We start from the raw sequence: 14,633 nt of genomic DNA on the forward strand, positions 1-14,633 counted from the left end.
GAGGCGAGTCTTAGCAACTTTTTTATAAACATTGCAACGTTAGTTGCAACCGATTACGTTGGTGGGTTGTCAGATTTTATTGTGGTAGTTCAACAAAGAGGATCTTATCTATTTATTTCATCAAAACATAATTAGTCAATGAGAACATCTCTATTTTGAATTAATGGCTTTCGCAGCACTCTTTTATCTGGTTTTACAAGAGCATAAAATCATCCTTTTGTGAATTCTTATAGATATTCATCTAATCGGTAATAGGAACAAGTTTTTGTCATCCGAAAGATATTGTTCAGCACTATTGTCTAAAGTTATCTCAACTATAGGTCTCCTCAAAATAGTATATATGTACTTAATCATTTCTTTGTATGAACCCATTCAAATATCAATTAACAAATAAATTTGGGACTATTCTCTGTGCTGCCTAATATTCAAATTGTTTATTCTATCTGGAATTCAATATTAAAAATCCCCTCTGGTATCTAACGTGTATGTCTAACTTACCAGATGACTTTTTTTCGTTGTCTACTATGAGGGGATAATACCATGAGTCTCATCATTATTTTTTCTTCTGCACATCGGATTCTTTGGGTTGGGTAAACAAGAAGATGAATCCCGCTAAGGAGATACCTACTAAAAATGCGATTCCCAGCGGAGTTTTTTCAGTTGGAGTTTCTGTTGACGTCACACCTGATCATCTGCCTTTCCTTCGTTTTCGTCTTACATAGGTGTTGAAATCAGCATTCAATCGGTTTACTTCCTTTATTTCAGTCTTATCTCCCCCGAACAATGGCCCTCCTACGACAATGCTGAACCGTCCGGATGTAAAATAGGTACCTTGAACATTTAGTAAATCCAGAATCAAAAATATAGCAATTACAAAATCTATGATGGTTATCGTTATATTTTCCGATTTGGAGCCCGATTTGCTTACAATCCGAAATCCCCCGGTTATTGGTCCCCCTATGGATACAGAGAAAGCACCGTCTGTTTGTATAAACACTCCTGTAATCGAAACTTGTCCATTGAGCAGTAGTGTTGCGGTAAGTAAGTTAATATTTCTAAGTATAATATTCAATTTTTTCTTGTTGGTTCGTTTCAAAATAACATCACCGCAGTCATCTCCTCGACGGTGTGAAGGAGTCTTATTGGTATATCATATGTACGAGAGAAAGTGTCTGATCTAAACTATATCCTCTTCTGAGGCCCAAATTTATTCTTCATAAAGGTGAAAAATAATTATATGATTGAACTGAAAAACTTTACAGCTATTCTTACATGATGATGTAGCCCTATAAACAATTCTTTGACCACCGGGCATATGAGCAATTATTGAGATCCTCTAGATTCAATCCTTAATGCTCTATTTTTTTCATAAAAGAAATTTTTAGACTTCTGAATTTCCTCCAGTAAGATTTCTTGTGTGATAGGGGTCCCACTAACAAAACGCAAATTTCGTACGCTATGCAAATTTCGACACATCCAGGATTTCTTAATATGCATAGTGGAACTGGTCAACTAGCTGCAATTGAAATCGCAAAACGCGGTACACATCGGATATCCGAAAAGAGGAGCTGACGCGAGGCTGGCCCCTCAACTATACGGTCCATTAGCTTATTGAAAAAGTAATAGATCGCATTGACCCAGCTGCTACTTAGCTGCCTACCCCGTCAACCAACCTGATATAAATGTTTTGATGACTGACCAAAAGGAAAAGGGAATATCGTTCTACTTGAAGACGACAGTTTAAAGCGGATGCTGCAATGAATAATAATAACCTTCATGCCATAGCGATAGCAGCAAGAAGGTTATTATGCAATGAAACGTTACTCAATGGTATACCTAGTTATTGTTTTACGGTACGATACAAAATCACCGCTGCCTCAGCACGGCTCAACGTGCTAGTTGGTGCTAGTTTGTTGCTCTTGCCGCCTACTACCCCTGCTTTTACAAGGATCGCGACACTGTCCAGAGCATAGTCCGCCACATCTGACTTATCACGGTATGAGCCCAAGTCCCTTTCGCCACTGAATTCTTTTCCGGCCGCATGCAAGGCCCGCGTTGTCATCACCATCATATCCTGACGGGTTATCGGATCATCAGGACGGAAAGTCTGATCTGAAAAACCATTAATAATGCCAAGCTGCTGTGCAGTTTGAATACCCTGCGAATAAACTGACTCTTGTCTCACGTCAGCGAATGTTGCTGTCTGCTGACCGCTGCCAACCAACCCTAGTGTTCTGACGAGTAAAGCGGCAAACTCTGCTCTGGTCACGAAAACGTCCGGTGAAAAACTGTTTTTATCTGCAGCCAGCATGATGCCGTTTGCCGCCAAAGCATCCACCGCTTCTTTTGCCCATGCAGGCGGAGTGCTATAGTCAGCATGGGAATCACCACCTCCGCCATTTATGGCATTCTCTTCATTAATGGTCGACTTGCCCTTCAGAGTGAGAATGCCATATACTAAAGTGTCTTGATAGGCATTGCCCGTCGTGTCGTTCCACGTCGCAATGCTTTCGCGTGCGCCTGCCTTGCCATCATTGATCTGCACGTCGAATCCAAGTTTGGTATCAATATCAGGCGTTACGGCTGTGAGCGGAATCTTCATTTCCACGATATAATTAGTTCCTGATACCTTAGTTTGCGTTTCTACATTGGCTCCGATGGATTCCGGATTGAATGAGGTCTCATTATCGTAGTTTATGCGATACTGTCCATCATCCTCTTGATAGAACGTAGTCTTGCCGTTATTCTGATCCAGGAACACTTCGACCGAGTCATGCTCCCATACATTTTCACTGGTTTTATCCAACTCATTGTCGCTTACCTGCACAAGGACATAAAGATTGTTTTCATCCCATAGCGCTTTGGCTATGCCGCTTGCACCCTGCCATGCCATTTGGTACCGGTTGACCTGAATAGCCGGAACCTGATTCCATATCGCATCCATCTGTCCGTCGATGACCGGCGTACCGTATAGAGCCTGTGAATATTTAGCCCCTGTTGTATCTGGAACATGTTCTTCCATGAATGTAGCTGGATCTGCGACAGCATAGTAAGCCGGTTTGGCCTGCAAGTGCTTATCAAACAATAACGGGTTGCTCGCTGCACGCCAGCTTGTGCCGTCATCCATACCCCAGAAGGTAACACGAGAGATATTATCGCTGTACTGTCGGTACAGGTCCATCAACTGCGCATATAAGTAACCTTGCGAGTTGGCCTCCTTATCGGTCATGACATAGTTGCTGCCAGCCTGAATATCTAGTTCTGTAACACTAACCTCCACGCCGGTATTAATGAATCTTTCCAGGGAAAGCTGCACATTGGTTGGATTCGTATTCAGTCCATAATGCCCTTGCATGCCGATTCCGTCGATCAGCTTTTTGCCCGGATGGTCTGCAGCATAATTGTCGTTCAATTCCTGAACCATGCTGGCAATGGCCGTCGCCTTGTTCTGGTTGTCTTCATTATAGTCATTGTAATAAAGCTTCACGTCCCATTCCGGGTGCTCATCCAGCACTTCTCGCGCAGCTTGGAATGCCTCTTCTACGAAATCCGGCCCGATCGCGTTGTACCACATCGACTTGCGCAGTGCATTTTTCCAGTCAGTCGGGTTAGAGGGATTGTCACTCATTGCTTCATTCACAACGTCCCAGGAAATGACACGGTTTCCGAAATGCTCTACCACAGTGCGAATATGTATCCTCATATTTTCCAAAGCTTCTGCGCGGGACAATGGCAAGACCGCTCCGCTGCCGTCCTTGGTGCTGTTCATCCAAGCCGGTGATTGCTGATGCCACACCAGCACATGCCCATGCATACTCATGTCTTCCGCCAGCACTTTGTTCACCATGGCATCGGCAGCAGCGAACGTAAACTGACCTTTTACCTTCTGCAGCGCATCCGGCTTCATCGCATTGCCCGCAGTTGCAACATTATGGTGCATGCTCAGTAATTGCAGCCTGCTTCCTTCGAGATCTTCTGCAGAAGTGGCATTACCAATGAGGAAGTCATCCTCATATATATCTTTGATCGGCAAAAGATCGGTTTGCACTTCTGGCGCAACCGTTCCTGTACTCGCAATACGAATGTCGTCCACATAGAAAGAAGCGTTTTTGCTGCTTGGCGCCTCGACATAGATCGTCGAATATCCATCTCCCAAGCTGTTATAGCGATACGTACCCTCCAGTTTGATCCAGCCATCTCCAGCATTTGCGGATGTTGATGCCAACGCATTATAGCTTGCAGCACTGCCTTGACCAATCTGTGTGGACAATTGCAATGTAGTGCTCGCGGGCTCAATGAGCTTGACCCATGCGCTAATCTCGTATTCCTTGTCCGCCTCAACAAGCTGCTCCACCCGAAGGGTTGGTCCATGCCAGGAATCGCTTCGCCCTTCTATTTTCAGCGACTTACTACCACCATCGGTATGATTGGCTTCATTGGTAACCGTGAGAACCTCCGTGCCTGCTCTGCCTGTAAATCCACCAGTAAGGCCATCCTCAAAGCCTAGCTCAAGCTTTACCGCTTCTTCCGCCTGTATTGTGGATGTCATCCAAGCCGGTAGAATCATCGCCACCGCAAGCAGACTTGTCAAAAATGCTTTTACTCCTTTTCGACGCATACATTTGCACTCCTTTACGATTTTAATAAAACGTCTTTTGGCACACAGACCATGATGAGCGTCCGTATAAGCAGTTTTGTGTCTACCCCTATGTCTTCCATGAGGCGAACCGAATTAAGCAAAGATGTTCTGTTCTTTTAGATCAGGATGCACGGTCGGCACAGTCCGCTCGCTTGAGGTATAAAAAGGTTGTACACCACATTGAAGCGCTTACATAAAAGAGAATATAAAAGCATACCTTACCACTCTGGCCTTGGAAAACCGTCTCAGCGCCCCTGAGACAAACAACCATTCAAGGGCACATCAGAGGCTTTATAGACGAGACCGTCATCCAGGCAGTTCCTTCAACCTCGTTACTTCTCTGGATAGGGATCAATCATACGAATGGTGCCGTCTGAATTGTACGTCAGCTCGGCGAATTTTACGCAGCGTTTGTAGTCGATGCCTCCAGAAAGGGAACAATCATGATAAAACAGGTACCACTTTTCCCGAAATTGAACAATGGAATGATGCGTTGTCCAACCAATGACCGGTGGTAAAATTGTGCCCTGGAACGTGTAGGGTCCCACTGGGCTGTCGCTGGTAGCATACACCAGCTTGTGCGTCGTTCCCGTGGAATAAGATAGATAATATTTACCTTTATACTTGTGCATCCATGGCCCTTCGAAATATCTGCAATCTTCATTGCCTGCAGTCAGCGGATTTCCTTTCTGGTCCACGATGAGAATCTCCATCGCCTTAGAAGCCAATGAGAGCATATCCTCGCTCAGCTTCGCGATTCTAGGACCGAGCGCCGGCTCATCCGGAGCAGGGCCTTCTGCATGTTCCACATAACTACCTGTCTGCCACTTCTCTAATTGTCCACCCCACAGCCCGCCAAATAGCATGTAGGCCTGTTCATCCTCGTCAATGAAGACAGCAGGATCAATGCTGAAGCTTCCTTGAATGTACTGATCCTCCGGCTTGAACGGACCCGACGGGGAGGGAGATGTAGCCACGCCGATGCGGAAAATCCCTTCATTGTCCCTCGCAGGGAAAAATAGGTAATACATGCCATTTTTGAATGCGGCATCCGGCGCCCACATCTGACGCGACGCCCATGGCACATCCCTCACATGCAGTGCTTCCCCATGATCCGTCACGGTTGTATCCGGGTTAGCCATGGATAGAACGTGGTAATCCTCCATTTTGTACTGATCACCATTGTCATTCACTGGGCCGTCGTGATCCAGATCATGAGAAGGATAAATATAGATGCGATCCTCGAACACATGCGCTGATGGATCGGCAGTGAAAATATGAGTAACTAAAGGTTGATGCATGTTAGTTAATTTGGACATCCCAATGACTCCTTCCATAAGATATACAATCGAGCCCATCTCTACGATATGTTCAACAACGGATTCATGATGCTTCATCAGTTCATGCTTCACTTGGGCGTAACTAATTGAGCAACACGCTGATAGGCTTCCTTGGGGCGCTGCAACTCATCGAACAAGAATGGCCAGTTTTTCCGTCCTCGGACAGGGAAATCATCCAGCCAAGTATAATCATCAGCTGCTCCCCAGAATGTCACAGCGCTGATGTGTTCACGATAATTGAGAAGCAGACGGAAAATGGATTCGTATCTCTCGTCTTGCAATTCTAACATTTCCTTCGTGGGACGAACCAAATCCTTACGCCTGTCTTCAAAGCGGAATACCGACACATCCAGTTCGGTAAGTTGAATTTGCAGGCCCAGCTGCGCATACCGCTCAATCGCGGAACGCATTTCGTCCAGAGACGGATCGTACAAGTTCCAGTGCGCCTGCAAACCGACGCCATGAATCGGTATGCCTTGATCCAGCAGCGAACGAACGAGCCGATAGATACGCTCCCGCTTATGCGGATTGGACTCGTTGTAGTCATTATAGAACAAGAGCGCCTGCGGATCTGCTTCATGAGCGAATTCGAACGCTTTAGCAATAAAAGACTCTCCAGCGATATCCATCCATTTGGAAGGTCGCAGAAATGAGTTATCATCGTTCTCATCATCCGATATGACTTCATTAACGACATCCCAGCAATAGACGACGTCCTTATATCTGCCAACGACAGTCTGAATGTGCGAGCGAAGCCGTGCAAACAATACCTCCTTCTCCGCCAGACCGCCTTTTTCATTCTCGAAAAGCCAATCCGGTGTCTGGTTATGCCAGACTAGTGTATGGCCGCGCAGTGCCATGCCTTGCTCTCTGGCAAATGCAGCTATGACGTCTGCGTCCTCGAACGTGTACTGATCCTCCTGCGGATGCAAGCTGGAGAATTTCATTTCATTTTCTGCCGTTATGCTGTTGTAGTGATATGCAAGCAATGAACGCTGGCTTTCGATCGTTCTCGGATTCACTGCTGCTCCAATATGGAAAGCATCCTTATATAATGCCTTCAATGGGGCCTCTGCTCGCAAAAGGTCCATGATTTCCCTCCTCTATATTGCTGAACACCGTCAAACTTGTAGCTTCTGCCGCTAGTGCCGGCAATCTAAATCCCATACTCGGACCAGCAGAAGCTTGCAGGCGCGCGGCTTGTCCGTTGCCGGTGGCATAATATAGCCCGACTACCGCTCCGGTGAAGCACATTTTATGCACAAAATCCTCCGGAGATATTGCACCCGCCGAGCCTGAACCCAAGCTTAACCAGTTCTGTCCATCCTAAGAACAAGCCAATTTGTATTCCTTCTCTGTCGCTTCAATCTGGAGCAATAGCTTCTATTCCTTCACACTCCCTACATTAAGTCCAACGACAAAGTATTTTTGCATGAACGGGTAAACTAGCAGAATCGGTACCGAGGCGACGATCGTAATCGCTGCCCGTATAGAAATCGGCGTCACCTGTGTAGCATGCTCCATCCCCACACCGTTAGCAACCGAAGGATTACTGTTAGCATTCATGCTGGAGGACAATAGTTTCATCAATTCATACTGCAGTGTGCTCAGTTCTTGACGAGAAGACGTGTACAGAAAAGCATCAAACCAAGTGTTCCACGCACCTACTGCAACGAATAGCGCAATGGTCGCAAGAACGGGTGTGCACAGCGGAAAAATGACTTTCCAGAAAATTTTGAAATCTCCCGCACCATCGATTTTCGCTGATTCGATCAAGGCCTCAGGAATGGTATAAATATAGGTACGAATAACGATGAGGTTAAATGCACTGATAAGTGATGGTAGGATATATACCCAGAACGAATTTATTAAATGGAGTTCCTTCATCAGGAAATATCCTGGAATAAGCCCTGCGTTGAAATACATCGTGAGCACAAAAATAGTGGTAATCAGCTTGCGGAAAACATATTCTCGCCGGCTCAGCGTATAGGCCAGCATGGTAGTCAAGAAAATATTCAGCACGGTAGAAAGAACAGTACGTGCAACGGAAATCAAAAACGCGTTATAAATCGTGCCTGAAGCAAATACGGCTTTGTAATTCTGCATAGTGAACTCGCGAGGCCACAAATATAATCCCCCACGGATGGTGTCATTCCCTGCATTAAACGAAACCACAATGGTATTGAGAAAAGGGTACAACGTCACAGTGACCAGGAAAATCATAAATATCGTATTGAAGGTATTAAACAGGATTGGTTCGATGTTTCCGATTCCCGAACGGCGTACAGAAACTCCCGCTGTTTTTCCTGAACCAGACAATGGTGTTTTTTTCATCATTATAACAGCCTCTCTTCCCCAAGCCGCTTAGCGGTCCAATTCGCAATGAGCAACATGGTAATGCTGACTACGGTCTTGAATATCCCACCTGCAGTAGCGAGCGAATAGTTGCCCTGTGCAATCCCATATTTGAGCACGAAGATATCAATCGTTTCCGACCAATCAACAACCAAGCCGTTGCCAAGCAAATACTGAACCTCGAAACCCGCATCCAGAATATGTCCGATCGACATAATCAGCAGGATGACAATGGTAGGCTTGATTCCCGGCAAAGTGATATTCCACATTTTTTGGTAGCGATTAGCTCCATCAATATCGGATGCCTCATACAACGCCGGATCAATAGAGGACATGGCTGCCAAATAAATTATTGTGTTCCACCCCACTTCCTTCCATATATGGGAGCTTGCTACTATCCCCCAAAAATACTTGCCTTCAGTCAGCCACAGAATAGGCTGATCTATAAAATTCAGTGTCATCAAAATTTCGTTGACAATGCCATCGGAAGCAAGCGATGTGGCCACGATGCCGGTAACGATAATCCATGATAAAAAGTGGGGCAGATAGGAAATCGTCTGCACCGTTCGCTTCCACACCACCTTCTTGATTTCATTAAGAAGAAGAGCCAAAATAATAGCGGTTACAAAGCCTAATATTAGGTTGATGATACTCATGGCGAGCGTATTGCGAAGCACACGCATAAAGTTGTCATCAGTGAACAAAAATTGAAAATGTTTGAATCCGACCCAAGTTTGATCCGAGAAGCTTCTTGCAGGCTTATAATCCTGAAAAGCCATCGTCCAACCCCAGACAGGCACATAAGCAAAAGTGATAATATACACAAGCAGAGGAACAGACATCCATATGAGCTGTCTCTGTTCTTTAATGATCTCCCAGGATATCCGCTTGTTTTTCCGTTTTTTCTTTGGGCTGAGCGGCTTGGTGCCCACTACAATTTCCTCCATAATATCAAGCTCCCTATCCATCTTTATTATGAAAAGAAAAACGTCAGTCGACGTATTTTCTAAGATGACAGACCGACGTCCAGTAATATATTTCAGAAAAACAGGAAGGATAGTTTCCTTCCTGTTGGCAATTGTTCTATTTCACAGACCAGTTATCAATTCTCCACTGCAATACTTCATTGATGCGATCTTCATAAGCCTTAACGTCCAGTTTTTGAATCTCAGAAACATATTCGTTCCAAACTCCATCAAATCCAGATGTATTAGCCAGGATAGCTTTAGGTAAATATTTAGTAGACAGTTCATTCATCTTTGTACTTGCTATCTTGGCTGGGGATCCTTCTACCAGATCGACAGACCATGCAGGGTAATAAACCGGATTTTCTGGTGGATCACTGAAGAAATCCACATAGCTGTTGAATCCATAAGCATCCAGAATTTCCTTGTCAAACGGCTTCAAACTGGCTTGATATTCCTCCGGCTGGTTGCTTGCCGAAGTTGCATTCCCATCACTGAAGTATCCTTCCATCTTCGGTGCAGTTGCATAGAAAGCATCTGCTTTATTAGTAAGCTTCCAGGCTGCATCCGATGCATTGTCACGCTGTTCTTGCGTTTTCATGAAACGTCCTTCGTCATTGACGTAATAGTCCTCATCCTCAATACCCCAAGTAAGTGTTTTTTGCCAATCTTCTTCAATTAGCTTGTCAAGCACTTTGATAATCTTTACAGGATCTTTGGCACTTACGGTAATGCCAAAACCATTGTTCAGATTCAGCGCTGCGCGGTCACGATAGTAGTCTTTCGTGTTGGTGTCATATACAAGCGGAAATCCTACATAAGTTCGTTCGATTTTATCTTGCGTTCTCAAGGAATCCTCCGCGCTGCCGAAGTTCCAGTGCTGATCGAACATACCGAGTACTGCGCCACTGGACAATTTAGCCATGTACTGATCATAGTTTTGTGCAAATGCTTCCTTGTCAAGCAAACCTTGGGCATTGATTTCATTGAGCTTCTGATAATACGTTTTGGCATAATCCTTGTCCGCAAAAATTTCCGCCTTGCCATCATTTACAACCACACCACCATCATTCGGATGACCGATCAAATGTTGCGGTGCGTTCAGCAAACCCCAGTTTTTCCAGTCATAGTTCAGCACCTCAAAACCGATGGTTGGCTTCCCGTCAATGGTTGGATACTTTTCCTTGTATTTCGCGATCAAGTCAAAATATTCGTCCAGCGTTTTTAGTTTCGGATAACCAAATTCTTTCAATACGGCTTTTTGAATCCAGAAAGCGGGGCCGCTGTAATAGGTGTCGGACACTTCACCGTTGTATGCACCGTAGTTGGGTAGATAGTAGATATGTCCATCATTAGGATCTTTCATCTGATTCCAGTACTTCTCATAATGCTTCTTCAGATTAGGTGCGTGTTCCTCAATCAGGTCTTCCAGCGGAATCACCGAACCGGCTGCCGTCAGCTTGGTATCCGCAGAGATCAGGTCAGGATAATCTCCACCGGCAATCATGACGCCGAGCTTCTGGTTTTTGTCACCGGCCAGAAATTCGAATTTGAAAGTAACACCAAGTTCATCTTTGATTTTTTTGTAGATTTTGTTGTCTGCAGTTGGTTGCTGTCCGGCTTCATTCAGGAATACTGAGATTTCTATCGGACTGTCAGACCCAACCTCGCCGCCCTTACTGTTTGCATCGCCGCTGTCTGGATCACTTGCACTGCCGCCTGAGCAGCCTGCTAACGCAACGCTCAGCGATAACAACAGTGTTGCTCCCATACGGAAAAACGGTTTTTTTCTATCCCCCATAAAGCACCTCCGAATTATTATCTCGCAATGTTGAAAGCCTTTACATTTTGTAATTTCATTATAAATTTAACTCCCATTGCAAACTATATTCGAATTATAGGTCTTTCCGAGAAAAGCTCAGGTTTTCTTTTAATAACCTATACGCAGTGCTTTCTTCTTTGAGGGTACTTGATTAGACGTTTTTCTTATATTCATTAGGAGACATGTCCATACGTTTCTCAAACTGCTTTAAAAAATGATGGTAACTGGAGTATCCAACCTTTTCCGAGACATCGCTATTTTTATACTGATTCATTTGAAGTAGCCGACAAGCCTCCTCAATCCGCAAATTATGAAGCAGTTCATTGAAGCCGATTCGATTTTTTCGTATCAGCAGTTGTCCCAAGTAGGCTGGATGCAGAAAGAACCGTTCCGCCAGCATCTTAATGGTCAATCCCTCCCGGAAATGCACATGAATATAATCGTTGATATCCTGTACGATACCGTGCGCTTCGTAGGTGTTATCCTTGAGCAAAAGTTCGAAGCAGACTCGGCCGCACGCTTGCAGCATATCGATCAAATCATCAAAGGTCAGAAGGGCTTCATCCAGATTCGGGATTTCGAACAGACGGTTTGAATCTCCTGAATTCTCCGTCAATTGAGCCCCCATATACGCCCGAATTTCATGAAGAAGATAAATTACGAATTTCCGAGCTTCATCCGGGTGAACCCGGGTCTGCCGAAAGGATTGCTCAATAAACTCAACAACGGACCGATAGATGGCGTGATCAATGAGCTGGAATGCCCCCAGTATGCGCTCCGACAGCTCTATCTGGTTGTAAAGCCTTTGAAAAGCGTGGTCCTTGAGCGCGTCATAGTCCATAATGCCGTTCCTTTCCGCATCATAAAAGGCATGCAGTAGCGCTTTCTCTGCTGTTATTCGGGAATTGCTAATGCGAGTAAGGGAGGATTCGGCTGAGCCAATCGCCATAAATGCATGAAAGCCCGCCAGATGGCGAGCCAGTGCCTCCAATCGCTTTCTTACAGTTTCTCTCGTTTCCTGACGGGCAGAGGCAACATCGCCAAATACGATGGATACAAGATCATTTCGTAACCGAATCATATAAATGGCATTCCATCCGTACAGTAACTCAGCAGCAAGGCTGCTCCATCGGCCGTACTCATCCCTAGACACCTGAACCAGGCATACATTCCAGTCATCAGCTGACCGGGAAAGGGATTCCAATAAATGAGCAGCTTCTACGGATAGCACTTTACCCATCAGCGCCTCTTTCATCGTTAAAATTTCTTGCTCTCTCTGTGCAATCTGCCCAATATAATGCTGTTCTTGCTCCTTGATCAGTTCCTGAGCCATCCTGCTAATCTCGGACACCGCCTGTTCCTCATCTAGTGGTTTGAGCAGATAACGGGAAACTCTGAATTTAAGTGCCTTTCGCGCATATTTGAAATCGCTGTACCCAGTGAGAATAATAAATTTGGTTGACCAGTTGCCCCTACGACGACATTCCTCAATCATCTCCAGTCCATCCATAACCGGCATATGTATATCGACCATGACAAGATCCGGATCCAGCTCATCTATTCGTTTCAACCCTTCCGCACCGTTTCTGCAGGCCCCACACACTTCGAAACCAAGACTTTCCCATGGTATCCATAACTGCAAGCCTTCGAGCGCCAAGGGTTCATCATCAATCAACAGCACTTTAAACGCCATTGTCCCTACCTCCTTTTTCAGCCTGGCGTTCCAGCAGATGCAATGGAATTTCGAAGGACACCTCAGTCCCTTCTCCCATTCTACTCACCAGGCTAAAATTCACTTTATCGTCATAATATAATTCGAGACGTCGATATACGTTGCGCAGGCCAATATTGCTTCCTCCGCTCTCCTCCTTGCTTCGCATATGGTACAGAACCTCTTGAAGCCGCTCCTTTTCCATGCCCTTACCATTATCGGATACAACTACGCGAAGGTGATCGCTCGTGACTTCAGCTCGAATATTCACAATGCCACGCCCCTCAATAGCCTGTATGCCATGTTTGCAGGCGTTCTCTGCCAATTGCTGGATACTCATTTTTGGTATTTTATATTGCCCCGCCTCATCTTTGATGTCAATGTAATATTCAAACTTGTCCCGAAAACGGAATTTCTCTATCCCCAAGTACATTACTGTAAAACTCATTTCCTCTTCCAAGGTGACTAAATCTTCCTTCCAATTCAATAGTCGGCGAAGGAGCTTGGACAGGTCCTTAATGATATCCTTGACATCTACATAATTGTTCTTAGTGCTGACCACAAGCAGAGCATTCAGGGTATTAAATAAAAAATGGGGATTCATTTGGCTTTGCAATAAATTAAGCTCGGCGCGAATCCGTTCGGCTTCCTGACTCCGCTGCTGAATTTCCAGCTTGTACACATTGTTGATCAATGAGTGGATCTGAGCGGTCATCATATTGAAATTGCGGATCAAATGACCAATCTCATCTTGCCCACCGTCAATGTTGATCAGATGGAATTTCTCGTTCCCCACCTTCTGCATGTGTCTGGACAAGCGCTTCACCCGATAATTGTAGGATCGCAGCATGACATAGATGAAAATCGATGTGATCAGAGTAATGATCCCGGCTAACATACCGAAATAAAGCTGCATGGATAGCATTGCTTGTTTGACACGCGTTTCCTGGGGGACGCCGATCAGCTTCCAGCCTTTCACATAACTTGCATTGCCAATCGGGACGATATGTAGGTCTTTGTCTGCCGCCTTGCTCATATCGAACAACGCATAATTGCTGCTCACCTCGCCTTGATACTTGTCATCCGCTGACACGATGATTTGATCTTGGGAATTAACCAGATACAGATCCAATGAACTCTTTTCTCTGGCGATCACGTCATAAAATCGATTGAGGTAAAAATCAATACGCACCAGCTTCTGGTAAGAGCTGTCCGCATTGTAATAGTCCATTTTTTCAATCACGCTAAAATACGAAGAGGTCGCAGCCTGATCATTGGCTGCCTGATCACGATATGCAAGTACACTCAGAGATTTCCCCGCCGCTTGCCACTGCTTGAACCAGGTGCTGGAGCGCATCAAACTGTCCAGATAATAATAATCCCCTCCAGACACAATGGTTGGATTGTCGGTGTAGATGCCGATTCGCTGAATCTGGTTGTTCACAGGAATATAAGAGGTCACACGATGGCGAAGCTGTTCATCAAAGGTGCTGTAGAAATCCAATTGGCCGTCGTACACCCGATCCATGGATTCGGACAATAGCTTGTCTGTGATCAAGGCATGACTGACAGCAATGCCGCCGTCAATCATGGTATGGATGTCCTTTCTCGCCCGCTCCAGCGATATTTGCAAATTTTGCTCCTCCCGTTCCTTGATTAGCACGGACATACGATCCATGAACAAATAATTGCTCGCTATTATGGGAAGCAAAATCCCTATAACATATATCAGCATAAACTTGTAGTTCAAAGGAATATCGTTCACGATGCTACGAAATCGGAATTTTCTAAACATTTTTGC

General features: G+C 45.2%; 10 protein-coding genes. All 10 read right to left on the reverse strand.

Features of this window, described 5'->3' with window-relative positions; translation table 11 throughout:
- Positions 1-688: 688 nt before the first annotated feature.
- The 10 genes from KFT32_RS15650 to KFT32_RS15695 all read right to left on the reverse strand — a co-directional run bounded on the left by KFT32_RS15650 (position 689) and on the right by KFT32_RS15695 (position 14,627).
- The gene (locus KFT32_RS15650; RefSeq protein ID WP_211748165.1) at positions 689-1,096 is read right to left on the reverse strand and encodes a hypothetical protein; all 408 of its coding nucleotides are present in this window, start codon (positions 1,094-1,096) and stop codon (positions 689-691) included.
- 744 nt (positions 1,097-1,840) lie between these two features.
- The gene (locus tag KFT32_RS15655; protein ID WP_211748166.1) at positions 1,841-4,618 is read right to left on the reverse strand and encodes an endo-1,4-beta-xylanase; all 2,778 of its coding nucleotides are present in this window, start codon (positions 4,616-4,618) and stop codon (positions 1,841-1,843) included.
- Between the two features lie 353 nt (positions 4,619-4,971).
- Entirely contained in the window at positions 4,972-5,958 is a 987-nt protein-coding gene (locus KFT32_RS15660; protein ID WP_211748235.1) for a glycoside hydrolase family 43 protein, read from the reverse strand.
- Positions 5,959-6,047: 89 nt separating this feature from the next.
- Positions 6,048-7,070 (reverse strand): endo-1,4-beta-xylanase, encoded by a 1,023-nt coding sequence (locus KFT32_RS15665; protein WP_211748167.1) that lies wholly within the window; start codon positions 7,068-7,070, stop codon positions 6,048-6,050.
- A complete protein-coding gene (locus tag KFT32_RS15670; RefSeq protein ID WP_211748168.1) occupies positions 7,027-7,242 on the reverse strand; it encodes a hypothetical protein in 216 nt (71 codons plus the stop codon). Before KFT32_RS15670 ends, KFT32_RS15665 begins: the two co-directional genes overlap by 44 nt.
- 120 nt (positions 7,243-7,362) lie before the next feature.
- A complete protein-coding gene (locus tag KFT32_RS15675; protein WP_211748169.1) occupies positions 7,363-8,316 on the reverse strand; it encodes a carbohydrate ABC transporter permease in 954 nt (317 codons plus the stop codon).
- Positions 8,316-9,281 (reverse strand): ABC transporter permease, encoded by a 966-nt coding sequence (locus KFT32_RS15680; RefSeq protein ID WP_211748170.1) that lies wholly within the window; start codon positions 9,279-9,281, stop codon positions 8,316-8,318. The genes KFT32_RS15675 and KFT32_RS15680 overlap by 1 nt, the downstream gene beginning before the upstream one ends.
- A 136-nt stretch (positions 9,282-9,417) precedes the next feature.
- The gene (locus KFT32_RS15685; RefSeq protein WP_211748171.1) at positions 9,418-11,100 is read right to left on the reverse strand and encodes an ABC transporter substrate-binding protein; all 1,683 of its coding nucleotides are present in this window, start codon (positions 11,098-11,100) and stop codon (positions 9,418-9,420) included.
- Positions 11,101-11,272: 172 nt separating this feature from the next.
- A complete protein-coding gene (locus KFT32_RS15690; RefSeq protein WP_211748172.1) occupies positions 11,273-12,814 on the reverse strand; it encodes a response regulator in 1,542 nt (513 codons plus the stop codon).
- Entirely contained in the window at positions 12,804-14,627 is a 1,824-nt protein-coding gene (locus KFT32_RS15695) for a sensor histidine kinase (RefSeq protein ID WP_211748173.1), read from the reverse strand. The genes KFT32_RS15690 and KFT32_RS15695 overlap by 11 nt, the downstream gene beginning before the upstream one ends.
- Positions 14,628-14,633: the final 6 nt, after the last annotated feature.

It is taken from the genome of Paenibacillus sp. Marseille-Q4541 (assembly GCF_018310695.1).
Lineage (GTDB): Bacteria > Bacillota > Bacilli > Paenibacillales > Paenibacillaceae > Paenibacillus.